Below are 26,541 nucleotides of genomic sequence, written 5' to 3' on the forward strand. Positions count from 1 at the left end.
TAGTTGTGTTTTGTTTCGATCTTATACTGATGATTGTTGGTTGGACATGGTTACTGAGCACATTGGTTTTTATTCGTGTATCAGCAAAGCGGATTGAGACAAAAATATTGCAGGATGGTCATGATCCAATTGGCTGGGACAGAAATGGGTGGGGTTTTAGATTTCCCATGTACGCCTCAGTGTTGATGCGAGGTAAACCTGCGAAAGTATCACTTGTAGATGATCAGTTAATACTAAAATACGCAACGACATTTGATCGAGTTCTCGCTTTTGTAGTCACGATCAGCTTTGTACTTTTCCTTGCATGTGGCGCGATTATTACTTGGGGTCCAGAAGAATTCTCTTTGTAGTACAATCAAGCTTAATCGATAAGCTTAACTGCGAGAAAAGGCTTAACTGATTTAGTTAAGCCTTTTCAATAAAGATACTTACATTACGCGCATACCAGGTTGAGCGCCTTCGTGTGGCTCAAGGATCCACAGGTCACTACCACCAGGGCCTGCCGCTAGGATCATACCTTCAGACATACCAAACTTCATCTTACGAGGTTTTAGGTTTGCAACCATTACCGTTAGTTTGCCTTCTAGCTCTTCAGGTTTGTAAGCTGACTTGATGCCAGAGAATACCTGACGAGTTTCACCACCGATGTCCAATTGGAACTTAAGCAGTTTGTTGGCTTTTGGTACTTCTTCACAAGAGATGATACGAGCGATACGCATATCTACTGCAGCAAAAGCATCGAACTCAATCTCTTCAGCGATTGGCTCTTTGTCTAGCTCAGTTTCGCTAGCCTTGTTCTTTTCCGCTTCTGCTTTCTCTTTCGCCGCCATTTCTGCCGCCGCATCTTCTTTAGATGCTTCGATCATCGCTTCAACATTCTTCGGATCGATACGGTTGAACAGTGCTTTGAACTTAGTGATCTCGTGGCCTGTTAGTGGAGCAGCGATGTTTTCCCAAGTTAGCTCTTGGTTTAGAAACGCTTCAGTACGCGCAGCTAGCGATGGCATTACTGGTTTCAGGTAAGTCATCAGTACGCGGAACAGGTTGATACCGACAGAACAGATGTCTTGTAGTTCCTGATCTTTGCCTTCTTCTTTTGCTACAACCCACGGTGCTTTTTCATCAACGTATTGGTTAGCTTTGTCTGCCAATGCCGTGATTTCACGGATTGCACGACCAAACTCACGCGTTTCGTAAAGCTCAGCGATACGGTCAGCAGCAGCAACAAATTCGTTGTAAAGTTCAGGCTCTGCAAAGTTGTCAGACAGTTTGCCTTCAAAACGTTTCGCGATGAAACCTGCGTTACGAGATGCCAGGTTAACGATCTTGTTAACAACGTCAGCGTTTACGCGCTGAGTGAAGTCTTCAAGGTTAAGATCTAGATCATCGATACGGCTGTTTAGCTTCGCAGCGTAGTAGTAACGTAGACACTCAGGGTCTAGGTGCTCTAGGTAAGTGCTTGCTTTTACGAACGTACCTTTAGACTTCGACATTTTCGCGCCGTTTACGGTTACGTAACCGTGTACGAATACGTTGTTAGGCTTGCGGAAGCCAGAACCTTCTAGCATTGCTGGCCAAAATAGGCTGTGGAAGTAAACGATGTCTTTACCGATGAAGTGGTACAGCTCTGCTGAGCTGTCTTTTTTCCAATACTCGTCGAAATCTAGATCGTCGCGCTTGTCACATAGATTTTTGAAAGAGCCCATGTAGCCGATAGGCGCGTCTAGCCACACGTAGAAGAATTTGTTTTTCTCACCAGGGATCTCGAAGCCAAAGTATGGTGCGTCACGTGAGATATCCCATTGCTGCAAACCAGATTCGAACCATTCTTGCATTTTGTTCGCTGTTTCAGCTTGTAGCGAGCCAGAGCGAGTCCACTCTTTTAGCATGCTTTCAAACTGAGGCAGGTCGAAGAAGAAGTGCTCTGAATCTTTCATTACTGGCGTCGCACCAGAAACCGCAGATTTAGGATTGATCAGTTCTGTTGGGCTGTAAGTCTCACCACAGTTGTCACAGTTGTCACCGTACTGGTCTTCAGACTTACATTTTGGACAGGTACCTTTTACGAAACGGTCCGGTAAGAACATCTCTTTTTCTGGATCGAACAGCTGAGAGATAGTGCGGCTAGAGATAAAGCCATTTTTCTTCAACTCAAGATAAATGTGTGACGCTAGCTCACGGTTCTCATCTGAGTGTGTGCTGTGGTAGTTATCAAAGCTGATATCAAATCCAGCGAAGTCTTTTTGGTGCTCTTCGCTAACTGCGGCAATCATTTCTTCAGGAGTAATACCCATCTGTTGCGCTTTAAGCATGATTGGCGTGCCGTGAGCATCGTCAGCACAGATGAAGTTTACAGTGTTGCCGCGTAGGCGTTGGTAACGAACCCAAATGTCCGCTTGGATATGCTCAAGCATATGACCAAGGTGGATCGAACCGTTAGCGTACGGAAGGGCACAAGTTACCAGCATTTTCCTTGACGGAAAGTTTTTTGGATCGTTTGCCATACTTAATATTCGCTTTTCTTGATAGGTATAAATAAATTTTGATGGATAATACTACCCCATGAACTGACTAACTCCAAGGTGTCAAACTGCGGAATGCCTTAGTTTTTTTGGGGTTCTGGTTGAGCCTGGACGGTGGTAGCATGACATCTAAAAGGAGGGCTTATGCATCAGTTCACTTCAAAACAAGATTTTTGTCACTGGTTTAACCAATTCCAACATCCACAGTTGGTGGAAAACTGGGCAGATATTCATGGCGCAATTTCGATTACGACACAGGGTTCTATTGATATAACGTTGCCATTCGCAAGTAATGAGCTTCAAACCGTACTGCATGACTGGATTAAACAGCAGCAAGCCTCGGGTAAAGTGGCTGAATTCCCATTTAATATTCGCCTTGGAGTTAAAGCTTTAGAAACTCAAGTGGCTAACTCGGTTAAGGGTGTTAAGAACATCGTTGCCGTCAGTTCTGCGAAAGGTGGCGTTGGTAAATCTACTACCGCAGTTAACTTAGCGTTGGCGATTGCTCAATCTGGGGCGAAAGTGGGATTGTTGGATGCAGATATCTATGGTCCGTCTGTACCTATGATGTTGGGGCAAGAAGATGCTAAACCAGAAGTTCGTGATGGCAAGTGGATGGAACCCATTTTTGCTCACGGCATCTATACTCATTCTATCGGTTATTTGGTGGATAAATCAGAAGCGGCGATATGGCGCGGTCCAATGGCTTCAAAAGCGTTGTCGCAGTTATTAACTGAAACAGATTGGCCAGATTTGGATTATTTGGTGATTGATATGCCGCCAGGTACGGGGGATATTCAATTGACTCTGTCACAACAAATTCCGGTAACAGGTAGCGTGCTAGTCACAACACCGCAAGATTTAGCCCTTGCCGATGCAAGGAAGGGAGCGGCAATGTTTAACAAAGTCCATGTCCCGGTTATTGGTGTTGTGGAAAACATGAGTTATCACATTTGTAGTCAATGTGGCGCGAAAGAGCATATTTTTGGTATGGGCGGAGCTGAAAAAATGTCGCAAGAATTTGGCTTAGCATTGTTAGGACAAATTCCGCTTCATATCTCTATGCGAGAAGATATTGACGCTGGCGTGCCAACGGTAGCAAGACGCCCAGAAAGTGAGCATGCAGGGTATTATACGCAACTTGCCGATCGCGTATGTAGCACGATGTTTTGGCAAGGCAAAGCAAAACCAGATGCGATTAGCTTTACAATGGTGAACTAAGTTTACTATGCCTGTTGGTTGATAATTGCACATTTTAACGTTTGCTCGGAGGTTAATCCTCTGAGCAGGCAGAAACTTATGACTAAACCCTAATTCCAACTAGTAACTATGGGGTGAACTCCCTATAATCAGGCAGTTTATCTTTTTATGTGACTAGAAATCATCATCGGGTGCAAACTAATGTCTGATAATAATCAATGCGTCATCGTAGGTATTGCTGGCGCTTCTGCTTCTGGAAAAAGTCTGATCGCGAGCACTATTTATAATGAGCTTCGCGCGAAAGTAGGCGATCATCAAATCGGTGTCATCACGGAAGATTGCTACTACAACGACCAAAGCCACTTAAGCATGGAAGAGCGAGTAAAGACGAACTACGATCACCCGAGTGCGTTGGACCACGACCTACTGTGTGAGCACCTAGAAAAATTGGTACGTGGTGAAGCAGTAGAAGTGCCTGAGTACAGCTACACTGAGCACACAAGAACAATTAACACCACCACAATGACACCTAAAAAGGTGATCATTCTAGAAGGTATCCTTCTTCTTACAGACCCTCGTCTTCGTGATTTGATGCATGCGACAGTATTTATGGACACACCGTTAGATATTTGCTTGCTTCGCCGTGTTAAGCGTGATGTGGAAGAACGAGGCCGAACTATGGAGTCTGTTCTTAAGCAATACCAACAAACAGTACGTCCGATGTTCATGCAGTTTATCGAACCTTCTAAGCAATATGCGGACATTATTGTTCCTCGCGGTGGTAAAAACCGTATCGCAATTGATGTATTAAAAGCTCACATTGCAAGACTTTTGAAAGCTTAAGCCTATAGACGGCTATATCGCTTTATTTTTAAGAGAAGAAGTGGCACCTTAAGTGCCACTTCTTTTTTTGTTTTTAAATTAGTCAGTTGCAGGTTAAAACCAGACACTTTTCACGCTTTTGTGGAACTGTCAGCGGTAAATGGAGTCTGCGCTTATAATTGTAAAAACACTCGAGCAAGGAAAAACAAATGAAGAAACTGCTCTTAATTCTAGCAATACCGATTGTGGTCATTTTGGTCGCAATTTTAGCGTTAACCATCTTCGTCAATCCGAATCAGTTTAAACCCCTTATTGTTGAGCAAGCGCAAAAGCAAACGGGATTAGAGTTGGTGATTGAAGGGGATATCAGTTGGCAATTTTTCCCATCGATTGGCTTTGAGTTGGGACATACAGAATTGCGAAACCCACAAGGCTTTAGTAAACCCAATTTATTCAAAGTTGATACCGTTGGTGTAGACATCTCTGTTATGCCACTTTTTAGTCAACAGCTTGAAATTGGAAACGTCACGCTTGATGGTGCTGAGTTCTACATTGAAACCAAGAAAGATGGCAGCAAGAATATTGATGCATTGACGAAAGCCCAAACACAACAAGCAGAACAAGAGAGCAATGCTGCGCCTACGCAAAATGGTGAAACGCAAACTTCTGGTTCTGATTGGAGTATTAATCTTGCTGGCGTTACGGTTTCTAACGGTTCATTAGGAATGCAGGATAAGCAAGCCGGTAGTTACACCAAACTTTATGATATTTCATTAAACCTTTCCGAATTCGCTTTTGACAACTGGACAACGGCTGATTTTGGCGTGAAGGGCGAAATGAACGACCAAAAGTTCACCGCGAAAGGTCAGGCAGACTTTAAGCTAGAAAAAGGTTTGGCAAACTACGCGCTAAAGAACATCAACTTTGATGCGACATACTCTGACCCTGCCAATAAAATTGAATCGGCAACGATCGGTTTAGACACGTTTGAATTCGATAAAGTAAATAACCTGACTTATGCCATTAAGGGTGTCGCTGGTGGTATGAAGTTAGATATGCAGGGTGCTGGTCAACTTAGCGTGGACAAGGCTATCAGCAAAGTACAGTTGGATAAGTTAACTCTTAAATCGACTTTTGAGGGTGATGCTTTACCTCAGTCCCCGATGAAAGTCGACATGGTGTCTGATCTGTCTTTCGACCTAACGAAAAACCATCTGAGTTTTGTTCTAGAGAAGTTAACAGCGAATGCTATCGCCCTAGATGGTAAGGCAGATGTGACACTCGGTGATGTTCCTAAAGTACGCTTTGCTCTCCATAGCCCCAATATCGATCTTGATGAGTTTTTAGGGTTAGATAAGCAAGCTGCCGAAGGTAATAAGCCTGCTTCTGGTGGCGAGAGTGCTCCTGCCGGACCTGAGGTTGAGCCTGATTTGTCTGCGTTGAAAACGTTAGATGTAAAGGGTGACATTACCATCGACAAATTCAAAGCGGCAAATGCGAAGATGGAAGCGGTAAAAACGAGCTTCACTGTAAATCGTGGCGTGTTTGAGCTTACATCTTTTAGTTCGAAGTTGTACCAAGGCTCAATCTCAGCGACAGCGAAGTTAGATGCACGCCAATCACCAGCGACTTACAGTGTTAAAAAGTCAATCAAAGGCGTGAAAGTTCAACCGCTACTTATAGACGTTGCTGAAAACGACAAACTTGAAGGGACAGGTAACATTGATGTGAATGTTACAGGTAAGAGTCTAACGCCTACCGGTATCAAGAAGAATCTATCTGGTACGGTTGTTATCAATTTTGCTGACGGTGCGGTGAATGGCATCAACGTTGCTCAGTTGATTCGTGAAAACTATGCGAAATTTAAAGGGCAAAAAGTTGAAGGCACCAATGAAGCTAAGAAAACAGACTTCAGTGCGATGACGGCGACATTGAAACTCAACAAAGGTGTAGTATCAACGGATAATATGCAAGCTCAGTCTCCATTGTTACGTGTTCGTGGTAAAGGTACCGCAAACTACATCAATGAAACAGTCGACTTTACTATCAGCACGTCAGTTGTAGGCAGCCTAGAAGGCCAGGGCGGTAAAGATATAGATGAGCTGAAAGACATCACGATTCCAATCAATGTGTCTGGTAAGTGGGCAGAACCTAAATTCAAGCTCGTATTCGATGATGTTCTGAAGCAGAAAGCTCAAAAAGAAATCGATCGTGGCGTGGAGAAGCTAACGGACAAAATCAAAGACGAGAAAACCAAAGATGCGGTCGATGGTTTATTGAAGAATCTTTTCAACTAACCGTGCGTGAAAACCAAAAGGGTTGGCATTTTGCCAACCCTTTTTAAATTACTCTGCGAGTGTTACCAATCGACGCCTTTGAGGGCTTTTACGCCAGATTCAAATGCGTGCTTTACATTTTTCACTTCAGAAACGGTATCGGCCATTTCAATCAGGGTTCGATGTGCGCCACGCCCAGTAATAATAACCGACTGCATTTTAGGTCGGTTGCTCAGCGCTTCGACCACTTCGTCTAAGTCGATGTAGCCGTAGCTCACCATATAAGTTAGCTCGTCAAACAAGATGACATCGATAGAGTCGTCTTGCAGCATGCGTTTACATTCTTGCCATACGCCTTGCGCTGCTTCGGTATCAGCGGCTTTGTTTTGAGTTTCCCATGTAAAGCCGGTCGCCATTACTTGGAATTCAACGCCGAGTTTCTCAAGTAGGTTGCGCTCACCGTTGTCCCAAGTACCTTTAATAAACTGCGCGACAGCACAATTCAAACCATGACCCACTGCGCGTGCGATCGTACCGAATCCTGATGTCGATTTACCTTTACCATTTCCGGTAATGATCAGTAGCAGACCTTTTTCCTCTTGAGCAGCAGCGATTTTTGCGTCTACCTGTTCTTTGACTTTTTGTTGGCGAGCTTTATGGCGTGCTTCTTTATTTTCTTCGATAGACATAATACTTCCTCAATTCCTTTTCGTGCTGTGCCCAAGCTAATTTGGGTTCATTGATTTATCTCGCTATGATAGACCAACATATCGTGAAGAAAAACCACCGATAATTCAGGGAATAAAATGAAGAAAATACTTGTTGTTTGTATGGGAAACATTTGTCGGTCACCAACTGGAGAGGCAGTGTTAAGAGCGAAAGCTCAAAAGCTAGGCGTTGAAGTAGAGGTTGAGTCGGCAGGTACAATTGGCTACCACGCAGGAAACCGACCGGATTCAAGAGCGATGGCAGCAGGAAAGCTGCGAGGCTATTCTTTTAGAGGAATGCAAGCGCGCCAAGTCACCATTGATGACTTTGAAAAGTTTGACCTTATATTAGCCGCAGATAAAGCAAATTTGGCCGATTTATTGGATATTTGTCCGTTGAAGTATCGACACAAAGTATCGTTATTTTTAAGTCATTCTGGGTCAGGTTACGACGAAGTCCCTGATCCATACTATGGTGGGGAAGATGGCTTTGAACTGGTGCTTGATTTAATCGAAGAGGCATCAGATGCTATTTTGAAGAAGCTATAATCGCCGGGCTTGAAGACAATAGAAAAAGGGATGAGCTCAGCTCATCCCTTTTTATTCGTGTTAACCCGCTAGTATGTCGGTTGCGACTTTGTAGCTTGGGTCTTCCTTCACGTTAATTTCAACCAAGCTGCCAGCTTTGTCCAAAAGTTTACGACAATCTGGGCTTAGGTGACGAAGGTGCAGCGTTTTACCTTGAGCATTGTAACGCTCAGCCAGTGTTTCAATGGCTTCAATTGCAGAGTGATCTGTCACGCGAGAGTCTGCAAAATCGACAATCACATCTTTTGGATCTTCAGGCGCGTTAAACAACTCCAGGAAGTTAGCCGCAGAGCCAAAGAAAATAGGGCCGTGAATCTTGTACTCTTTTGAACCTTCCTCGTTTAAGCACGTGTCGGCATAGATGTGCTTAGCGTGTTGCCATGCAAACATTAATGCAGAAACGATAACACCAACCGCTACGGCAACAGCAAGGTCAGTAAGAACAGTAACAACGGTCACAAGAACAATAACGAAGAAGTCTTGCTTCGGTACGCGGCGTGCTAGCTTAAATGTTGCCCATTCGAATGTACCAATGACAACCATGAACATCACACCAACCAGAGCAGCGAGTGGGATCATTTCAATTAGCGAAGAAGCGAATAAGATAAACATCAATAGAGCGATAGCCGCAACGATACCAGATAGACGGCCGCGACCACCTGAGTTTACGTTGATCATCGACTGACCAATCATCGCACAACCACCCATTGCGCCAAACACAGAACACGTCATGTTTGCCATACCTTGACCGATACATTCGCGGTTAGATTGACCACGAGTATTCGTCATCTCATCTAAAACTGTCAGTGTTAGTAGAGATTCAATTAGACCAATGGCCGCGAGAATGATCGCGTATGGAAGAATGATTTGTAGTGTCTCTAGTGTAAATGGTACCGCAGGAATAGAGAAGGTTGGTAGTGAACCTGCGAGTGTTGCAGCTTCATCTCCAGACATTGTACGCAGGAAGTCAACAACAGTGCGAGTTTCCAGATCCAAGCCAACCACTAAAGCCGTCACCGTTACGATCGCAACAAGTGAAGAGGGTACAGCTGTTGTGATTTTTGGTAGAAAGTGAATGATTGCCATAGTCAGCGCAACCAAACCAAGCATTAGCAGCATCTGGTCTTGTGGTAGCCAAGTAAGCATGCCGTTGATGTCAGGCGCTTTAAACTGACCCAACTGAGCTAGGAAGATAACAATAGCCAGACCGTTCACAAAACCGATCATCACAGGGTGAGGTACGATACGGATGAACTTACCCAATTTAAACATACCAGCGGCAATTTGAAGAATACCAGCGAGCATGATGGCTGCGAATAGGTACTGGACACCGTGAGTCGCGACAAGCGAAACCATTACGACTGCCATGGCACCTGTTGCACCAGAGATCATGCCGGGACGACCACCGAAAATGGAAGTAATAAGACCAACGATGAATGCAGCGTAAAGACCGACCATCGGATCTACGCCTGCGACGAACGCAAATGCGACAGCTTCAGGAACCAATGCTAGCGCAACGGTTAAGCCTGATAGCACATCATTTTTTACGGAGTGCTTAGAAAATTGGGGAAATTCGAACATGTTTGTTTTTAAGTTCTCTTTGCAATGAGTTAAACCCGACACATATTCGTATTTGCACAAGCCACTGAGTGGTTGATTTCTAATCAAACATTGCAGTGTAAACCGTAGTATTAAAAGAGCAGCATCAGAATGGTGTCGAAAACTTGAGTCGGCGCATGCTACCGAAAAGTGTGATTAAGTTCAAGAATGATACGAATAATGGCGTACAAATGTGATCGCGAATTGGTATTTATATGAACAATTTATTGGGCAGATATGAAGATAAAAAAGGCTACCAGATGGTAGCCTTTAATTTATTTATGCCGTTAAGCAGTTGAACGTAATGATTTAGCCTAGTTAAAGTTAGGCTTTGTCATCTCTGCCGATGCGCGGTTTTTAGCCACTTGGCTACCCGCACCTTTAGCTTGGTAACGTTCGGTTTTGAACGGTGCTGCTGCAACCGTGATTTCGCGTAGCTCTTGAGGGCCAGGTGCTTTTGTCATCGGTGCGCTAGCGTTTAGCTTAGCAGCAACTTTGATGGCTTCGACTTTAGGCTCTGGTTTAGCTACTGGCGCTTCGGCTGCAATCTCTTTTGCTGCTTCAACCACAGGCTCTTCAGCTGGTGCCGTTTCTATAATGGCATCAACCGGTTCAGCATGTTCAGTTGCAGGAGTTTCAACGATAGGCTCTACAGAGGCTGTTTCTACTACTGCCGATTCAGTTTTTTCTGCGATTACTGCTTCCACAACAGGTGCTTCTACTGCTGGAGATTCAACTTTCGCTTCAACGGTTTCTTGAACCTTGTGTTCAACAACTGGAGCATCTGTTACGACAGGTTGCTCGCGACGAATAATCACTTTACCCATTGCCATTTCTGGACACGCAAAGCCACCTTGGATTGTAGGTACTGCTGCTACAGCTTCTTCCTTAACTCGCTCTTCCTTCTTAGGTGCTGGTTTCGGAATGTAACGTGGCATTACTTTACCCATAGCCATTTCAGGAGAAGCGACACCTCCCTTACGTAGGCGGAACGGGTTAGGGCGGCGATCACGGCCACGGCGACGACGCTGGCCGCTTGCACGCAGGTGACGTGGCGAACGACGATTACGACGTTGCTTAGACTCTGCTTGCTTGTTGTCTTGCTGTGCTTCTACCGCTGCTTCTGTTGGCTTCTCAACTTTGGTTTCAACCGTTTCTTGAGTCTTAACCGCTGTTTCTTCGGCTTTCCTCTCAACCGCTTCTTGGTCTTTAACGCGTACAGACTTGTTCAGTTTGCGACGTTGGCGACGCTCCTTCACTTTTTCTGCTTTCGCGTTTTGTTGCTTTGGTTTGCTCTCTTCTGGTTTTGTTTCAGTTCGAGCTTCCGCCGCTAGCTGCAGGCCTTTTTCCGCTACTTTTGCATTTGCTTTTTGCTCTTGGGCTTTGTCTGCTTGTTGAGCTTTAGGCTTACGCTTTTGGTTGCGGTTTTGCTGTTTATTGGTTTGTTGTTGAGCTTCGTTTTGCTCATTCGCTTGCTCATCACGAGGCTTACGACGACGTCGGTTATCGCGATTGTCGCGGTTATCACGATTATCGCGCTGGTTGTTATTGCGACGACGATCGTTGCGATCACGCTTATTACGTCGATTATCGCGATTTGGTTTTTTCTCTTCCTGAGGTTTCTGTTCTTCTTTTGTTTCTTCAGAACCACCGAATAGGAAGCTACCAAGTGCTTTAAACAGACGGCTGAACAATCCAGGTTTCTCTTCTTGTTCAACATTTTGTTCTTTCTTCTTCGCCTCAGGAGCTGGTTTAGCTGCTGGTGCAGGTGCGGTTTGAGACGGAGCAGCAAAGCCTTTAAGAACTGGCTCTTCAATTCGTTTTGGTTTTACGTCAACTTCCGCTGGCTCTTTACCTTCTGCTTCTTTCATTGCTTCCAGTTTCTTAGGAAGTAAGTAAGATATCAGATCGAACTCTTCGCCTTCACGAACACGGATAACTTCAAAGTGCGGTGTTTCCATATCAGAGTTAGGAACAACCGTAATTTTCACTTCTTGAATGCGTTCGATATGGTTTACTGAACGACGTTTTTCGTTCAATAAGTAAGAGGCGATTGGCACAGGTACGACTGCAAGTACTTGTGCTGTGTTGTCTTTTAGCGCTTCCTCTTCAATTAAACGAAGTACAGAAAGTGCTAGAGATTCGTTGTCGCGAACGACACCAGTTCCGCTACAGCGAGGACAGATGTGATGGCTTGCTTCTGCAAGAGAAGGGCTCAAGCGCTGGCGTGACATCTCCAACAAACCAAAGCGAGAAATACGACCGATTTGTACACGAGCGCGGTCAAGGCGAACGGCTTCACGTAGACGGTTTTCTACTTCTCGTTGGTGACGAACTGGGGTCATATCGATAAAGTCGATAACCACTAAGCCACCTAAGTCACGTAGACGCAATTGGCGAGCAATTTCGTCGGCTGCTTCTAGGTTCGTGTTTAGAGCTGTTTCTTCAATATCGCCGCCCTTGGTTGCACGAGCAGAGTTGATATCGATAGACGTTAGTGCTTCAGTCGGGTCAATAACAATAGAACCACCAGATGGCAGACGCACTTCACGTTGGAAAGCCGATTCAATTTGGCTTTCGATTTGGTAGTGGCTGAATAGTGGAACTTCACCTTCATATTTCTTAACGCGGTTAAGGAAATCAGGGCGCACCAATTGAATGTGCTCTTTTGCACGTTCGTAGATGGTGTTGCTATCAATTAAGATTTCGCCAATATCACGACGCAAATAGTCACGGATTGCACGAACGATAACGTTACTTTCTTGGTGGATTAAGAATGGAGCAGGGTTAGAGTCCGCTGCACCTTTGATTGCACCCCAGTGGTTAAGTAGTACATTCAAATCCCACTCAAGCTCTTCAGCACTCTTGCCAACGCCAGCAGTACGTACGATTAGGCCCATGCCCTGAGGCAGTTCCAAAGTACTTAATGCGGCTTTTAGTTGAGTACGCTCGTCACCTTCGATTCGACGAGAAATACCGCCAGCACGAGGGTTGTTAGGCATCAGAACAAGGTAACTACCAGCAAGAGAAATGAAAGTAGTAAGAGCTGCGCCCTTGCTTCCACGTTCTTCTTTTTCCACTTGAACGATAACTTCTTGGCCTTCCGTTAGCACTTCTTTGATGCTTGGACGACCTTGGTAGGTGTAACCTTCAGGGAAATATTCGCGGGCAATTTCTTTGAGAGGGAGGAAACCGTGACGCTCGGCGCCGTAATCAACAAATGCGGCTTCTAAGCTTGGTTCGATACGTGTGATACGTCCTTTGTAGATATTCGCTTTTTTAGATTCATGACCTGGACTCTCGATATCAAGATCGAAAAGTCGCTGGCCATCAACCAGAGCGACACGCAACTCTTCTTTTTGAGTTGCGTTAATTAACATTCTTTTCATTGAAAATTCTCGTTGTCTTTTCTTTTATATCTTTCTTGTCGACTTGCCACTGTTTTTTCGCTCTTTCACGGTGCCTGATCCCATGGCTTGTATTTTGCAGCCTCCCGGCTGGAAGGGGATGCTCTCGGGCACTTCAGTCATCACAAGCCTCTTGTGGTTTCTGTTGGAAACGTAGACTTGTGACCCGCTATTTGGGCGGTAGGTACTCAACGTGAATATGCGAGGAGTAGGGTGGCAAGAGTGTTGAATTCGATGTGTCTCACGCCAATGCTGCACTCGACCTTCAACGATCTACTCACATTGCTTGAGGATAAATGATTGGTAATGAATAAAATGTAACCAAACCTTCCTTAGCAGCTGTGAACTATAGCAGTGCGCGTGGCTATCAGCAATCTGCTTTCACGCAAACGATAGAAAATTTGCCGCTAAACTCAAAATTTCTAATTTATAACTGGCTGTTTCATAAGCAATTGAGATGTGCAAACTGTTCAGGACAGAAAACAAATTGAGAACTTGATTGAGAGTTTTAATAATTTAAACAAAAGCTTGGCGAAATTTAGACCAGTATGTGCCACAGAGTGTTTCTTTTACGACAAGAATAATGTGAAGTCGCACGAAATTGAGTTTACAATACCGCCCATGAACGAAATAAGAACAAAAGTCCAGTTCGTCGACATCGACGAAGATATGGCGGGTCAGCGCATTGATAATTTTTTGCGCAACCAATTAAAAGACATTCCTAAAAGCATGATTTACCGAATTGTGCGTAAGGGCGAAGTGCGCGTAAATAAAAAGCGTATAAAAGCAGAGTACAAGTTAAAAGCAGGCGATCTCGTTCGTATTCCACCGGTGACCGTCGAGAAAAAAGATGACGATGTCGCACCAAGTACGAAACTTAACAAAGTCGCTGAGTTGGAAAATATGATTATCTTCGAAGATGACCATATGTTGATTCTAAACAAACCATCTGGCACCGCTGTGCATGGTGGCAGTGGTTTAAAGTTTGGTGCGATTGAAGCGCTTAGGGCTCTGCGTCCTCAAGCTCGCTTTCTTGAACTTGTGCATCGTATTGACCGTGATACTTCAGGGATTTTGCTGGTTGCTAAGAAGCGTTCTGCACTTCGTCACTTGCAAGCCCAGTTTCGTGAAAAGACAGTAAAGAAGTTTTACTTAGCTCTTGTCATGGGGCAATGGAAAAGCAGTTGTAAGGTTGTGAACGCGCCACTGCTCAAAAACGAAGTGAACAGTATTGTTCGTGTTAACCCTAATGGTAAGCCGTCAGAAACGCGTTTTAAGATTTTGGAAAAGTTCGAACAAGCTACATTGATTCAGGCGAGTCCGATTACTGGTCGAACTCACCAAATACGAGTTCATACGCAATACACTGGTCACCCAATCGCTTGGGATGATCGCTACGGTGATCGTCGCTTTGACGCTTACACAGGTCAAGTTGGTTTAGATCGTTTGTTCCTACACGCGGCAAACATCAAGTTCCAACACCCATCAAATGATGAGTGGATGGAAATCAACGCACCGATGGAACCGAAACTAGAAAAAGTGTTGGCGGGTTTAAGAAACGCGTAACCATGTTTTCCTCGCGGATGCAAAAGGGAGCCTGTGGCTCCCTTTTATCGTATTTGGGTTAAAGGACATCGAGTCCTTGAACATGCAACATATCAATCAAATCAATCAATGGTAGTCCGACAAGTGTGTTCGGGTCTTTACCAACTAATTTCGTAAACAAACAAATTCCCATGCCTTCGCTTTTAAAGCTGCCTGCGCAGTAAAAAGGTTCTTCCCTGTCGACGTAGCGTTCGATTTGTTCAAGCGTTAAATCTCTAAAGTGCACCTCGAAAGAATCAAAGCCGACTTCTGTATGGTTTGTCACGGTGTTATGTACCGCAAGACCAGTATAGAAAGTGATGACTTTTCCACTTTGAGCCAAAAGTTGATTTATCGCGTTATCTCTATTTAAAGGCTTGCCAACGATTTCACCATTAATGACACAAACTTGGTCACTGCCGATAACTAAACTTGCTTTATCCGTCTGGCAAGATATTGCTTTCTCTTGGGCCAGTCTCTGCACAAGTTCAGTTGGCGTTTCTTGGTCAAAAGGTGTTTCATCGCAATCAGGTGATAAACAAACGAATGGTAGTGAGAGCTTTTCAAGCAGTTGTTTACGAAAAGGGGAGGTTGAGGCTAAAACCAGTTGGTAATTTTTCATTTTGAATTACAATTCGTGGGAGCATTTCCAATAGGATAATAGATCAAAAATGATTCTGGCTAATGCTCTGTATGTTAAGCGTAAAAAAGTACAACTTTTTTGCCTTTTTCTTTGACTAATTTTGATTTGGAAGATAATATTCGCGCCCTATGCAAAAGGTAAAAATACCGCGAACGGTTGACCCAGCTAAAGCTGCACAGAAACGATTGGATTACGATGGCATCATCCAAGCTAGTCTTTTCAAGCGCTTAGTGGAAACAACTGAAGGCGTAAAACGCGACGCAGAAGTCTCATTGTCATTTGGGATGGATGAACAGCGACTCGTTGTTATCTCTGGTAAAGCTAACATCGAAGTCGATTTAGAGTGTCAGCGTTGTAATGAGGTATTCGCACATGAGTGCGAAGTTGAATTCCTTTCTACTCCTTACTACGGTGAGAAAACAGAACAGGAAGCACCAGAAATTTATGATTTGGTAGATCTAAATGAATATGGTGAATTAGACCTCATACAACTTGTTGAAGACGAGTTCATCTTAGCATTACCTCAAATTGCGATGCACGATGAAGCGGATTGTAGCGTTGATTCAAATAACATGGTTTTTGGTGAGATTCCTGAAGAAATTGAGGAAGAAAAACCGAATCCATTCGACGTTTTGAAAAGTCTGAAAAAGTAATAGGTGTGGTAGCCGATTCTTCTTCAGGTTTTTAACCCAATAGTATAGGAGTAGGGTCAATGGCCGTACAGAAAAACCGTAAAACTCGTTCTAAGCGCGGTATGCGTCGTTCACACGATGCGCTAACTACAGCTGCTCTATCTGTAGACGCGACTTCTGGTGAAACTCACCTACGCCACAACGTAACTGCTGAAGGTTACTACCGTGGTCAAAAGGTTATCAACAAGTAAGGTTGAACCTTTGCAAAGTATTACCGTTGCACTTGATGCAATGGGCGGGGATTTCGGTCCACGCGTAACAGTGCCTGCCGCCGTGCAGGCACTGTCTCATTTCCCAGAGCTAAAAGTGATTCTTATTGGTGATCAATCTCTGATCACGTCTCAATTATCTCAACTCGGTACCTCGACCAGTTCCCGCTTGACTATTCTTCACAGCGAGAAAGTTATCTCGAACTCAGAAAAACCTTCATTGGCGTTACGTAATAGCCAAAATAGTTCTATGCGTATGGCTATCGATTTGGTTTCTGAGCAGAAAGCGGATGCTTGTGTTAGTGGTGGCAACACCGGTGCATTAATGGCACTATCGCGTTTCATTCTTAAGTTACTTCCTGGCATTGAACGTCCTGCTTTAGTTTCCGCTTTACCGACGATTACCGGAAAGCGTACTTGGATGCTGGATCTGGGGGCGAATGTATCGTGCGATGCTGATAGCTTGTTCCAATTTGCTGTAATGGGCAGTGCATTAGCTGAAGAACACTTGGGTCGTCCTCCTCGCGTTGCTGTACTCAATATTGGCGCAGAAGAGATTAAAGGTAACGATTTAGTCAAACGTTGCGCAGAAATGCTTTCTCAGACCGATGCGATTAACTTTGTCGGTTATATCGAAGGTAATCAAATTTTGCATGATGTTGCGGACGTCATTGTTTGTGATGGATTTGTCGGCAACGTATGCTTAAAAGCCAGTGAGGGAACAGCTCAACTTTTTATCGAAAAAATTAAAACCAGCATAATGGCATCAACGATAAAGGGTTGGATAGCTAGAAAGTTGTTTTCTAGGCTGTTTAATGAACTAAAAACACTGAACCCCGACCAGTATAACGGCGCAAGTTTGCTAGGATTGCGCGGCATTGTCATAAAAAGCCATGGAAGTGCGGATGTATCTGCGATTGTCAATGCACTTGGCGAGGCAGTACACGAGGTCAAACGACAAGTACCAAGCCGTATTAGCGATCGTTTGGAAGCGGTTTTACTCGAGAGGCATTATTAGTCTTCATGTATAGCAAAATTTTAGGTACTGGCAGCTACCTGCCATCTCAGGTGCGTACAAACGCAGATCTAGAGAAAATGGTAGATACAAGTGATGAGTGGATCGTTGCTCGCACGGGTATTAAAGAGCGTCGAATTGCTGCAGAAAACGAAACTGTAGCAGACATGGCATTCTACGCAGCTGAAAACGCTATCGATATGGCGGGTATTGATAAAAACGATATCGACCTGATTATCGTAGCCACAACGAGCAGTAGCCATACTTTCCCTTCATCTGCGTGTCAGGTGCAGGCAAAGCTTGGCATTAAAGGTTGTCCAGCTTTTGACTTAGCCGCTGCTTGTTCTGGTTTTGTGTACGCATTATCTGTTGCAGACCAACATATCAAATCTGGTATGTGCAAAAACGTACTTGTGATTGGTTCAGATGCTTTGTCTAAAACGTGTGATCCGACAGACCGTTCAACCATTATCCTATTTGGTGATGGTGCCGGAGCCGTTGTCGTAGGCGCTAGCCAAGAGCCTGGCATTATCTCTACCCACATATACTCGGATGGTCAATTCGGAGAGCTTCTAAGCCTACCTGTACCTGTGCGGGGGCAAGATGCGGATAAATGGCTTCATATGGCTGGGAACGAAGTATTCAAAGTCGCTGTCACTCAGTTATCGAAACTAGTAAAAGATACGCTTGAAGCCAACAACATGCATAAGTCTGAACTAGACTGGCTAGTGCCGCACCAAGCGAACTACCGCATTATTTCAGCGACAGCGAAGAAACTTTCGATGTCACTAGACCAAGTCGTGATTACACTTGATAAACACGGCAACACATCAGCTGCGACTGTGCCGACAGCACTAGATGAAGCGGTACGTGATGGTCGTATTAAACGCGGTCAAACTCTGCTTCTTGAAGCGTTTGGCGGCGGATTCACTTGGGGCTCGGCCCTTGTGAAGTTCTAAGTTTCACAAGAATTCAAAATTTAAGGTGCACTTGGTGCATCTTATTTCTTTTTACTTTGCTTAAAGGAAAACAACATGAGCAAGTTTGCTATCGTATTTCCAGGTCAAGGTTCTCAAGCTGTAGGTATGCTTGCAGAACTAGGCGAACAATATGACGTAGTAAAACAAACATTTGCAGAAGCATCTGACGCACTAGGTTACGATCTATGGGCGCTTGTTCAAAATGGACCTGCAGAAGATTTAAACGAGACTTTCCGTACTCAACCAGCTTTGCTAGCTTCATCTGTTGCAATCTGGCGTGTATGGCAGGAACTTGGCTTAGAGCAACCAGCAAACCTAGCCGGTCACAGCCTAGGTGAGTACTCAGCACTTGTATGTGCGGGTGTTATTGACTTTAAAGAAGCCATCAAGCTGGTTGAATTACGTGGTCAACTTATGCAAGAAGCAGTACCAGCTGGTACTGGCGCAATGTACGCGATTATCGGTTTGGCTGATGATACGATTGCAAAAGCGTGTGAAGACGCAGCGCAAGGCGAAGTGGTCTCTCCAGTAAACTTTAACTCGCCTGGTCAAGTCGTTATCGCTGGTAGCAAAGACGCAGTAGAGCGAGCTGGTGCGCTATGTAAAGAAGCTGGTGCGAAGCGTGCGCTTCCTCTTCCTGTTTCAGTACCTTCACACTGTGCACTTATGAAGCCAGCAGCGGAAAAACTTGCTGTAGCTCTTGAGTCTATCGAATTTAACTCACCACAGCTGCCAGTTATCAACAACGTTGATGTGATTGCTGAGACAGATCCTGCAAAAATCAAAGATGCGCTTGTTCGTCAGCTACATAGCCCAGTTCGTTGGACTGAAACAGTTGAACTGATGCACGAACAAGGCGTAGAAAATCTTCTTGAGCTTGGTCCTGGTAAAGTTTTAACAGGTCTAACAAAACGTATCGTGAAAACGCTAACTGCAGCAGCAGTGAATGATATCGCATCGCTAGACGCTGCGAAGTAATCCATCAAGCGATAAATTTGCGATAAGAAAAGGAAACACAACATGATGAATCTAGAAGGTAAGATCGCGCTAGTTACCGGCGCAAGCCGTGGTATTGGCCGCGCGATCGCGGAACTTCTTGTCGAGCGAGGTGCTACGGTTATCGGTACTGCTACTTCTGAAAGTGGTGCGGCTGCTATCAGCGAGTATCTTGGTGATAACGGTAAAGGTCTAGCTCTTAACGTGACCGATGTCGAGTCTATCGAAGCGACACTAAAAACGATCAACGAAGAATTTGGTGTGATCGATATTCTGGTGAATAACGCTGGTATTACTCGTGACAACCTATTGATGCGTATGAAAGATGATGAGTGGAACGACATCATCGATACCAACCTAACGCCTATCTACCGCATGTCTAAAGCGGTTTTACGCGGCATGATGAAAAAACGTGCGGGTCGTATCATCAACGTAGGCTCTGTTGTTGGTACCATGGGTAACGCAGGTCAAACTAACTACGCAGCAGCGAAAGCGGGCGTGATTGGTTTTACTAAATCAATGGCTCGTGAAGTTGCGTCTCGTGGTGTAACAGTGAATACTGTTGCTCCTGGTTTCATCGAAACTGACATGACTAAGGCACTAAATGATGACCAACGTGCGGCAACTTTGTCGAACGTGCCAGCAGGTCGTTTAGGTGACCCACGTGAAATTGCATCAGCAGTAGTTTTCCTTGCTTCTCCTGAAGCAGCGTACATTACTGGTGAAACTTTGCATGTAAATGGTGGTATGTACATGGTTTAATGCGACAGTTTATGCAAAATAAGCTATTTTACATTGTGAAAAATAGCCTATAGTTGCAGTTAACTGTCATGAACTTGTCATGCTTATGCGCAAGATTTGTGCATGATTTAAGTCAAAAATGTATTGAAATTCGGTTAAATTCGCTAATTTTGTGGTTTGACCAGCAAGGACCCCCTTGCAACTTTCAATAGTTCGAATAAACTACGGAATCATCGCATTAGGCGAAATCTGTAAAGGAAAAGAAAAATGAGCAACATCGAAGAACGCGTAAAGAAAATCATTGTTGAACAGCTAGGTGTAGACGAAGCAGAAGTTAAAAACGAAGCTTCTTTCGTTGACGATCTAGGTGCTGATTCTCTAGACACTGTAGAATTAGTTATGGCTCTAGAAGAGGAATTCGACACTGAGATTCCTGACGAAGAAGCTGAGAAGATCACTACTGTTCAAGCTGCAATCGACTACGTAAACAGCGCTCAGTAATTAGCTCTCCCAGGCGGTCTCCTAGACCGCCTGTGTTCTTTCTAACTTCTTCTATCCTCTCATAGAAATATTCAATTCCCGGAGAATTATATCGTGTCCAAGCGTCGTGTAGTTGTCACTGGCATGGGTATGTTGTCACCGGTAGGCAACACAGTAGAATCATCTTGGAAAGCCCTGCTAGAAGGTCAAAGTGGTATCGTAAATATCGAGCACTTTGATACTACGAACTTCTCAACTCGTTTTGCAGGTCTTGTTAAAGATTTCGATTGCACAGAGTACATGTCTAAAAAAGATGCTCGTAAGATGGACCTTTTCATCCAGTACGGCATTGCAGCGGGTATTCAAGCTCTTGATAACTCTGGCTTACAAATTACCGAAGAAAATGCGGCTCGAGTTGGTGTTGCTATCGGCTCAGGCATTGGCGGTCTTGACCTTATCGAAACTGGCCATACTGCATTAGTAGACAAAGGCCCTCGCAAAGTTAGCCCATTTTTTGTTCCTTCGACCATTGTAAACATGGTTGCAGGTAACCTATCTATCATGCGTGGTCTTCGTGGTCCAAATATCGCGATTTCTACCGCATGTACTACTGGCCTGCATAATATCGGCCATGCAGCACGTATGATTGCCTACGGCGATGCAGATGCGATGGTTGCTGGTGGTGCAGAAAAAGCTTCTACGCCTCTTGGCATGGCTGGCTTCGGTGCAGCTAAAGCACTATCTACTCGTAATCAAGAGCCTCAAAAAGCGTCTCGCCCATGGGATAAAGGCCGTGATGGTTTTGTTCTAGGTGATGGTGCTGGCATGATGGTGCTTGAAGAGTACGAACACGCAAAAGCACGTGGCGCGAAGATTTACGCAGAACTGGTTGGTTTTGGTATGTCTGGTGATGCTTACCACATGACATCTCCAAGCGAAGACGGCTCTGGTGGTGCACTTGCGATGGAAGCGGCGATGCGTGACGCTAACATCACAGGTACTCAAGTAGGTTATGTGAATGCTCACGGTACTTCTACTCCAGCTGGTGATGTTGCAGAAATCAAAGGCGTGAAACGTGCTCTTGGTGAAGAAGGTGCGAAGCAAGTTCTTGTATCTTCAACTAAGTCGATGACGGGTCATCTATTAGGTGCTGCTGGCTCTGTTGAAGCAATTATCACGGTTATGTCTTTGGTTGACCAAATTGTTCCGCCAACCATTAACCTTGATGATCCAGAAGAAGGTCTAGACATCGACCTTGTGCCGCATACAGCGCGCAAAGTTGAAGGTATGGAGTACGCTATCTGTAACTCGTTTGGCTTTGGTGGTACAAACGGTTCTTTGATCTTCAAGAAGTTCGCTGAGTAACACTATCTAACCTAATTTAGATAAGCGAAACTTGTATTCTAACGGCTCGATGCTTAGCATTGAGCCGTTTTGTTTTATTTGTTGTCTGCTAATTTGAAGGTACGTGAATGTTTTGGGTAAATGGAGTTCCGCAAACGCATGTAGAGCTAGGTGATCGCTCATTCCAATACGGTGATGGAGGCTTTACCACCATCCTGACCCAAAATGGAGAGTTGGTTTACTGGCAGGAACATACTGAGCGCATGAGTGCTTGCCTTGACGCTTTGAAGATCTCTTCACCTGACTGGAAAGTTGTGCATGATTGGGCAAGCAAAGCGGTTTTATCTGACGCACGAGCGGGGGTGAAGATTCACGTTAGCCGCGGTATTGGCGGGCGAGGGTATAGCCCTAATGGGATTGAAAGTCCTATCGTGACGATTTCCAATTTTGCGTTTCCTTCTCATTATTCATCTTGGCAAGAACAAGGTGTGGACTTGGGCGTTTGTAATACTCGTCTAGGGATTCAACCTTTACTTGCGGGACATAAGCACAACAACCGTTTAGAGCAGATTCTCGCCAAGGCTGAAATCGACAATACAGAGTTTGCAGATGCAATAACGTTAAATGTGCAAAACCATGTCATTGAAACTACAATGGCCAACCTTTTTTGGGTTAAAGGTAATAAAGTATTTACGCCGGAGCTGACCTTATCAGGCGTTACGGGCGTAATGCGTCGTAAGGTGCTTGAGTTACTTAAAGTAAGTCATATTGAAGTCATCGAGGGGCGTTTTATACTTCCAGATTTGCTGAGTGCTGACGAGGCTTTCATGTGTAACTCAATATTAGGTGTCGCACCTATTCGCAGCATAGTGACATCGAACTCTAAGACTATATTTCCGATAGGAAAATTGACTCAACGACTGCAAGGGAATTTAACTACGTGATTAAAAAACTGTTGGCTTTTGTTGTGCTGATCGCAGTGATAGGCGCAGCAGCTGTTTTTTATATAATTTCACAGGCTAAACAATACGTTGAAAAGCCTATTCTATTGGAACAACCTCAGCTGTTTACTGTAGAAAGTGGTACAAGCTTTCATCATGTCATGCGCGCCTTAGTTGAAGATGAGGTGATTGAAACATCGGAGTACATCCGTTTAATTCCTCACTTATATCCAGAATTGTTGCAAGTGCGAGCGGGTACTTACCAACTTGAGCCTGGTATGTCACTTTCGCAAACATTGGAGCATCTGAATACTGGAAAAGAATACCAGTTTGCGATCACTTTTGTTGAAGGCAGCCGCTTTTCTGAATGGGTAGATCAACTAAAAAGTGCTCCTTATTTAAAGCATGATTTAACCGATCTTTCAGAAAAAGAAATGGCTGCGAAGCTCGGAATTGAGAGAGAAAAGCTAGAAGGGTTGTTTTTAGCAGAAACCTACCATTACACAGCGGGTGCGAGTGAAAGCCAGTTATTAAAACGAGCGCATCGAAAACTCAATAAAATACTGGACGCTAGCTGGGAAGCTCGTCAAGAAAAGCTGCCATTACAGGATAAATATGAAGCCTTGATTCTCGCGTCTATCATCGAGAAAGAGACGGCTATTGATTCTGAGCGTGAGCGCGTCGCTTCTGTGTTTATCAACCGATTGAACAAACGTATGCGGTTACAAACTGATCCGACAGTTATTTATGGTATGGGTGACGCCTACGATGGCAACATTCGTAAGAAAGATTTGCGTACGCCGACACCATATAACACCTATACCATCAATGGTTTGCCACCAACACCGATTGCGATGGCTGGTGAAGCTTCCATTGAAGCGGCTTTGAATCCAGAAAGCAGCAACTATTTATATTTTGTAGCAAGTGGAAAGGGCGGACATGTATTCTCGAAATCCCTTGCTGAGCACAACCGTGCTGTTCGTGCCTATTTAAGAGAACTAAGAAAGAACAAATGATGAAAGCAAACTTTATTGTCGTTGAAGGCCTAGAAGGCGCGGGTAAAAGCACTGCGATTAAAACCGTTTTAGATACGCTAAAAGCGGCCGGTATTGAGGATATCGTAAATACCCGTGAGCCAGGAGGCACACCGCTAGCAGAAAAAATGCGCGCTCTGGTGAAAGAAGAGCACGAAGGCGAAGAACTTAAGGACATGACGGAGTTGCTTCTTCTGTACGCTGCACGTGTTCAGTTGGTTGAGAACGTGATCAAACCAGCTTTGGAAAACGGTCAGTGGGTGGTTGGTGACCGACACGATATGTCGTCGCAAGCTTATCAAGGTGGTGGCCGTCAGATTGACGCATCGTTAATGAAAAATCTCCGAGATACAACGCTTGGTGATTTTAAACCTGCTCTCACTCTCTATATGGATATTGACCCTCGTGTTGGGCTTGAGCGTGCACGTGGGCGTGGTGAGTTAGATCGTATAGAGAAGATGGATATTAGTTTCTTCGAGCGTACACGTGAGCGTTATTTGGAGATTGCTCATGCCGATCCTTCCATCGTTATCATTAACGCAGAACAGACGATTGAAGGCGTGTCGCGTGATATTCGGGACGCTCTAAACGAGTGGCTAGCTCGTCAATAAGTGAAACGTAAATTTAGGTGACTCATGTTAAATGATTATCCATGGCTACAGCCAATATGGGATAACCTCAAAGTAGGGTTAGAGTCGGACAGAATACCAGGTGCGCTTTTATTACAAAGCGAGCAGGGCTTGGGCATCGAAAAACTTATCGAGTTTTTTAGCCAAGCACTTCTTTGCCAAAATTACGCGAGTGAAGCATGCGGTTTTTGTCATAGCTGCCAGCTAAATCAATCTCAAAACCACCCTGATTTACACTGGATCAAGCCAGAGAAAGAAGGAAAGGCGATAACGGTGGACCAAATTCGCGCTTGTAACCGTCTTGCTCAGGAATCATCTCAGCTTAATGGTTACCGCCTATTTGTAATAGAATCGGCGGACTCTATGAACGAGTCGGCATCGAATGCGCTGTTAAAGACGCTAGAAGAGCCTGGGGAAAAGTGCTTGTTTTTGCTCGTTACCCACAATCAGGAGCGTCTGCTCCCAACGATTCGTAGCCGTTGTCAACACTGGGTTGTTGCGCCTCCGTCAGCGGAACAAGCAATGCAATGGATGCACGAACAAGGGGCGAAGCAAGTTCCTGCTTATGCCTTAAAACTGAATATGGGATCTCCAATAAAAACATTGGATGCGTTAAATAATGGTGAGCTCGAAGCTTACTTGGCTTTTGAACGCAGTTTTATTAAGGCAATGTCTTCGCCTGTTTCAGACGTTTCTGAGTGTGCTTCTTTAATCGCTAAACACTCAGAGCAATCATTAGACTGGGCATGGTATTTACTGACAGATGCTCAGAAAGCGCAGTTTGGTGTATCAGAAGCTCAAATGCTTCCGGGCGCGACAAAGTTTCAACCGGACAACTATAACGGTTTGTACTCATCAGCGAAGGCGCTGATGAACCTGAAAGCTCAGGTGCAAGCCTTTCCTGGCCTGAACCTTGAGCTACTATCAATGAATTGGTTAATTGAATCACGAGAGGCATTATGTTCGTAGATTCTCATTGTCATTTAGACAAATTGAATTACGACGATCTCCACATCAATGTGGAAGACGTTATTAACAAAGCTAAACAAGCAAACGTAACTGAGCTACTTTCTGTTGGAGTAACGCTGGATTCTTTCCCGAAAATGATGGAAATGATCGAGCCTTATGACAATGTTTATGCTTCGTGCGGTGTGCACCCACTTGATGTTGAAAGCGACTTTTCGATGGACGTATTGCGCCACCATGCGTCAAATGCAAAAGTCGTCGCTATTGGCGAAACGGGTTTAGATTATCATTACAAGCCCGAAACGGCCGCGTTACAGAAAGAGCGCTTTGAGCAACACGTTGATCTTGCAGTGGAGCTCAACAAACCTTTAATTATCCATACCAGAAACGCACGTGCGGATACTCTAGATATTTTGCGTAAGGGTGGGGCAGAGAAATGTGGTGGTGTTATCCACTGTTTTACAGAAGATCTTCCATTTGCTGAAGCTGCACTGGAGCTGGGGTTTTATATTTCTATCTCGGGGATTGTTACTTTCCGTCAAGCTACAGAGTTAAAAGAAGTGGTGAAGACTCTACCTTTAGAGAAGCTTCTTATTGAGACAGATTCTCCTTACTTGGCTCCTGTCCCTCATCGTGGCAAAGAGAATCAACCCGCTTACGTTGTCGAAGTCGCTTCTTATATTGCGCAACTCAAATCGTGCTCTCTTTCTGAAGTGGCACAAAAAACCACCGAAAACTTCCGAAATCTTTTTTTGCGATGAAAAAATAATAAGAGCATAAAAAAGGAGCTTAGGCTCCTTTTTTGTTGATAAAAACAACAGATACGCTCACGAGTTTAATGTTTACTAAAAATGTTGATTTAATAACATTCAAAAATCACAAATGTAATTTTGTTACTAAAAATAACATTGAGGCGTATTTTATTTACGCCTTAAAATTAATTATATAAATAATTAATTCTTTATAAAACAGTAATATAAGTGCAATGCAAACCTTTTCATCGGCTGTTTTTGGGTGTGATCCAAGACTTGTTTTGAAACTAAATTTCGTAACTGTGTGGAAAGTTTGAGGGTCATCAATATATATTTAGAGCCGGAAAATATAATGCAGTTGTGGTTACATTTTCATTGGGTGCTAACCTTTAGGCTACGGGGGTGTGCCGTTAG

General features: G+C 44.4%; 24 protein-coding genes. 19 read left to right on the plus strand and 5 right to left on the minus strand.

The window, feature by feature from the left end; translation table 11 throughout:
• The first annotated feature begins 5 nt into the window (after positions 1-5).
• Complete coding sequence (locus R8O11_RS01750; protein WP_033905756.1) at positions 6-350, plus strand: hypothetical protein; 345 nt, start codon at positions 6-8, stop codon at positions 348-350.
• A gap of 78 nt (positions 351-428) precedes the next feature.
• Here R8O11_RS01750 and metG read toward each other — a convergent pair whose 3' ends face one another.
• A complete protein-coding gene (gene metG / locus R8O11_RS01755) occupies positions 429-2,504 on the minus strand; it encodes a methionine--tRNA ligase (protein ID WP_033905755.1) in 2,076 nt (691 codons plus the stop codon).
• A gap of 162 nt (positions 2,505-2,666) precedes the next feature.
• Here metG and apbC point away from each other — a divergent pair, with 162 nt between their 5' ends.
• The 3 genes from apbC (at position 2,667) to R8O11_RS01770 (ending at position 6,841) form a co-directional block, all read left to right on the plus strand.
• Positions 2,667-3,743: an iron-sulfur cluster carrier protein ApbC gene (gene apbC, locus R8O11_RS01760; RefSeq protein ID WP_033905753.1), complete on the plus strand. Its 1,077-nt coding sequence runs from the start codon at positions 2,667-2,669 to the stop codon at positions 3,741-3,743.
• A gap of 180 nt (positions 3,744-3,923) precedes the next feature.
• The gene (gene udk, locus R8O11_RS01765) at positions 3,924-4,565 is read left to right on the plus strand and encodes a uridine kinase (RefSeq protein ID WP_005380833.1); all 642 of its coding nucleotides are present in this window, start codon (positions 3,924-3,926) and stop codon (positions 4,563-4,565) included.
• A gap of 188 nt (positions 4,566-4,753) precedes the next feature.
• Positions 4,754-6,841: an AsmA family protein gene (locus tag R8O11_RS01770; RefSeq protein ID WP_033905752.1), complete on the plus strand. Its 2,088-nt coding sequence runs from the start codon at positions 4,754-4,756 to the stop codon at positions 6,839-6,841.
• 62 nt (positions 6,842-6,903) lie between these two features.
• On the opposite strand, the gene cobO is transcribed toward R8O11_RS01770, so the two are convergent.
• On the minus strand, positions 6,904-7,509 hold the full coding sequence (gene cobO, locus R8O11_RS01775) for a cob(I)yrinic acid a,c-diamide adenosyltransferase (protein WP_005380837.1): 606 nt from the start codon (positions 7,507-7,509) through the stop codon (positions 6,904-6,906).
• Between the two features lie 117 nt (positions 7,510-7,626).
• Here cobO and R8O11_RS01780 point away from each other — a divergent pair, with 117 nt between their 5' ends.
• Positions 7,627-8,076, plus strand: coding sequence for a low molecular weight protein-tyrosine-phosphatase (locus tag R8O11_RS01780; protein ID WP_176311094.1), 450 nt, complete (start codon positions 7,627-7,629; stop codon positions 8,074-8,076).
• 60 nt (positions 8,077-8,136) lie between these two features.
• Here the strand turns inward: R8O11_RS01780 and R8O11_RS01785 are convergent, their stop codons facing one another.
• Positions 8,137-9,696 carry a SulP family inorganic anion transporter gene (locus R8O11_RS01785; RefSeq protein ID WP_005380840.1) on the minus strand — a complete coding sequence of 520 codons (1,560 nt, stop codon included), beginning with the start codon at positions 9,694-9,696 and terminating at the stop codon, positions 8,137-8,139.
• A gap of 332 nt (positions 9,697-10,028) precedes the next feature.
• Positions 10,029-13,103 carry a ribonuclease E gene (gene rne / locus R8O11_RS01790; protein WP_318193867.1) on the minus strand — a complete coding sequence of 1,025 codons (3,075 nt, stop codon included), beginning with the start codon at positions 13,101-13,103 and terminating at the stop codon, positions 10,029-10,031.
• Positions 13,104-13,742: 639 nt separating this feature from the next.
• Between rne and rluC the strand changes: the two genes are divergently transcribed.
• The gene (gene rluC, locus R8O11_RS01795) at positions 13,743-14,687 is read left to right on the plus strand and encodes a 23S rRNA pseudouridine(955/2504/2580) synthase RluC (protein ID WP_021033985.1); all 945 of its coding nucleotides are present in this window, start codon (positions 13,743-13,745) and stop codon (positions 14,685-14,687) included.
• A 58-nt stretch (positions 14,688-14,745) separates the two neighbouring features.
• On the opposite strand, the gene R8O11_RS01800 is transcribed toward rluC, so the two are convergent.
• Complete coding sequence (locus tag R8O11_RS01800; protein ID WP_005380845.1) at positions 14,746-15,327, minus strand: Maf family protein; 582 nt, start codon at positions 15,325-15,327, stop codon at positions 14,746-14,748.
• 149 nt (positions 15,328-15,476) lie between these two features.
• On the opposite strand from R8O11_RS01800, the gene yceD reads away from it, so the two are divergent.
• The 13 genes from yceD to R8O11_RS01865 all read left to right on the plus strand — a co-directional run bounded on the left by yceD (position 15,477) and on the right by R8O11_RS01865 (position 26,136).
• Entirely contained in the window at positions 15,477-16,001 is a 525-nt protein-coding gene (gene yceD, locus R8O11_RS01805) for a 23S rRNA accumulation protein YceD (RefSeq protein WP_005387307.1), read from the plus strand.
• A gap of 59 nt (positions 16,002-16,060) precedes the next feature.
• Positions 16,061-16,231, plus strand: a complete 171-nt coding sequence (rpmF, locus tag R8O11_RS01810) for a 50S ribosomal protein L32 (RefSeq protein ID WP_005396978.1) — start codon at positions 16,061-16,063, stop codon at positions 16,229-16,231.
• Between the two features lie 10 nt (positions 16,232-16,241).
• Positions 16,242-17,267 (plus strand): phosphate acyltransferase PlsX, encoded by a 1,026-nt coding sequence (plsX, locus tag R8O11_RS01815; RefSeq protein ID WP_017633846.1) that lies wholly within the window; start codon positions 16,242-16,244, stop codon positions 17,265-17,267.
• A 5-nt stretch (positions 17,268-17,272) separates the two neighbouring features.
• Positions 17,273-18,223: a beta-ketoacyl-ACP synthase III gene (locus R8O11_RS01820; RefSeq protein WP_017821385.1), complete on the plus strand. Its 951-nt coding sequence runs from the start codon at positions 17,273-17,275 to the stop codon at positions 18,221-18,223.
• 75 nt (positions 18,224-18,298) lie between these two features.
• The gene (fabD, locus tag R8O11_RS01825) at positions 18,299-19,222 is read left to right on the plus strand and encodes an ACP S-malonyltransferase (protein WP_238969997.1); all 924 of its coding nucleotides are present in this window, start codon (positions 18,299-18,301) and stop codon (positions 19,220-19,222) included.
• 45 nt (positions 19,223-19,267) lie between these two features.
• Positions 19,268-20,002, plus strand: a complete 735-nt coding sequence (gene fabG / locus R8O11_RS01830; protein WP_031781117.1) for a 3-oxoacyl-ACP reductase FabG — start codon at positions 19,268-19,270, stop codon at positions 20,000-20,002.
• A 246-nt stretch (positions 20,003-20,248) separates the two neighbouring features.
• Positions 20,249-20,482: an acyl carrier protein gene (gene acpP / locus R8O11_RS01835; protein WP_004406112.1), complete on the plus strand. Its 234-nt coding sequence runs from the start codon at positions 20,249-20,251 to the stop codon at positions 20,480-20,482.
• A gap of 93 nt (positions 20,483-20,575) precedes the next feature.
• Positions 20,576-21,826: a beta-ketoacyl-ACP synthase II gene (fabF, locus tag R8O11_RS01840; protein ID WP_065274709.1), complete on the plus strand. Its 1,251-nt coding sequence runs from the start codon at positions 20,576-20,578 to the stop codon at positions 21,824-21,826.
• A gap of 107 nt (positions 21,827-21,933) precedes the next feature.
• Positions 21,934-22,749, plus strand: a complete 816-nt coding sequence (gene pabC, locus R8O11_RS01845) for an aminodeoxychorismate lyase (RefSeq protein WP_065274708.1) — start codon at positions 21,934-21,936, stop codon at positions 22,747-22,749.
• Positions 22,746-23,762, plus strand: a complete 1,017-nt coding sequence (gene mltG / locus R8O11_RS01850; protein ID WP_005372950.1) for an endolytic transglycosylase MltG — start codon at positions 22,746-22,748, stop codon at positions 23,760-23,762. Before pabC ends, mltG begins: the two co-directional genes overlap by 4 nt.
• Positions 23,759-24,391: a dTMP kinase gene (gene tmk / locus R8O11_RS01855; protein ID WP_005387350.1), complete on the plus strand. Its 633-nt coding sequence runs from the start codon at positions 23,759-23,761 to the stop codon at positions 24,389-24,391. The genes mltG and tmk overlap by 4 nt, the downstream gene beginning before the upstream one ends.
• 24 nt (positions 24,392-24,415) lie before the next feature.
• Positions 24,416-25,378, plus strand: coding sequence for a DNA polymerase III subunit delta' (locus tag R8O11_RS01860; RefSeq protein WP_064377077.1), 963 nt, complete (start codon positions 24,416-24,418; stop codon positions 25,376-25,378).
• The gene (locus R8O11_RS01865) at positions 25,369-26,136 is read left to right on the plus strand and encodes a TatD family hydrolase (RefSeq protein WP_005372957.1); all 768 of its coding nucleotides are present in this window, start codon (positions 25,369-25,371) and stop codon (positions 26,134-26,136) included. Before R8O11_RS01860 ends, R8O11_RS01865 begins: the two co-directional genes overlap by 10 nt.
• The last annotated feature ends 405 nt before the right edge of the window (positions 26,137-26,541 follow it).

It is taken from the genome of Vibrio sp. 1288, from assembly GCF_033344475.1.

Bases quoted from the DNA above. Each gene is read 5' to 3' on its own strand.
- yceD (WP_005387307.1), top strand. From the start codon at position 15,477: ATGCAAAAGGTAAAAATACCGCGAACGGTTGACCCAGCTAAAGCTGCA.
- R8O11_RS01785 (WP_005380840.1), bottom strand. From the start codon at position 9,696: ATGTTCGAATTTCCCCAATTTTCTAAGCACTCCGTAAAAAATGATGTG.
- R8O11_RS01780 (WP_176311094.1), top strand. From the start codon at position 7,627: ATGAAGAAAATACTTGTTGTTTGTATGGGAAACATTTGTCGGTCACCA.
- acpP (WP_004406112.1), top strand. From the start codon at position 20,249: ATGAGCAACATCGAAGAACGCGTAAAGAAAATCATTGTTGAACAGCTA.
- R8O11_RS01820 (WP_017821385.1), top strand. From the start codon at position 17,273: ATGTATAGCAAAATTTTAGGTACTGGCAGCTACCTGCCATCTCAGGTG.
- R8O11_RS01860 (WP_064377077.1), top strand. From the start codon at position 24,416: ATGTTAAATGATTATCCATGGCTACAGCCAATATGGGATAACCTCAAA.
- fabD (WP_238969997.1), top strand. From the start codon at position 18,299: ATGAGCAAGTTTGCTATCGTATTTCCAGGTCAAGGTTCTCAAGCTGTA.
- rluC (WP_021033985.1), top strand. From the start codon at position 13,743: ATGAACGAAATAAGAACAAAAGTCCAGTTCGTCGACATCGACGAAGAT.
- rpmF (WP_005396978.1), top strand. From the start codon at position 16,061: ATGGCCGTACAGAAAAACCGTAAAACTCGTTCTAAGCGCGGTATGCGT.
- R8O11_RS01865 (WP_005372957.1), top strand. From the start codon at position 25,369: ATGTTCGTAGATTCTCATTGTCATTTAGACAAATTGAATTACGACGAT.
- fabG (WP_031781117.1), top strand. From the start codon at position 19,268: ATGAATCTAGAAGGTAAGATCGCGCTAGTTACCGGCGCAAGCCGTGGT.
- udk (WP_005380833.1), top strand. From the start codon at position 3,924: ATGTCTGATAATAATCAATGCGTCATCGTAGGTATTGCTGGCGCTTCT.
- rne (WP_318193867.1), bottom strand. From the start codon at position 13,103: ATGAAAAGAATGTTAATTAACGCAACTCAAAAAGAAGAGTTGCGTGTC.
- metG (WP_033905755.1), bottom strand. From the start codon at position 2,504: ATGGCAAACGATCCAAAAAACTTTCCGTCAAGGAAAATGCTGGTAACT.
- pabC (WP_065274708.1), top strand. From the start codon at position 21,934: ATGTTTTGGGTAAATGGAGTTCCGCAAACGCATGTAGAGCTAGGTGAT.
- apbC (WP_033905753.1), top strand. From the start codon at position 2,667: ATGCATCAGTTCACTTCAAAACAAGATTTTTGTCACTGGTTTAACCAA.
- R8O11_RS01770 (WP_033905752.1), top strand. From the start codon at position 4,754: ATGAAGAAACTGCTCTTAATTCTAGCAATACCGATTGTGGTCATTTTG.
- cobO (WP_005380837.1), bottom strand. From the start codon at position 7,509: ATGTCTATCGAAGAAAATAAAGAAGCACGCCATAAAGCTCGCCAACAA.
- tmk (WP_005387350.1), top strand. From the start codon at position 23,759: ATGATGAAAGCAAACTTTATTGTCGTTGAAGGCCTAGAAGGCGCGGGT.
- R8O11_RS01800 (WP_005380845.1), bottom strand. From the start codon at position 15,327: ATGAAAAATTACCAACTGGTTTTAGCCTCAACCTCCCCTTTTCGTAAA.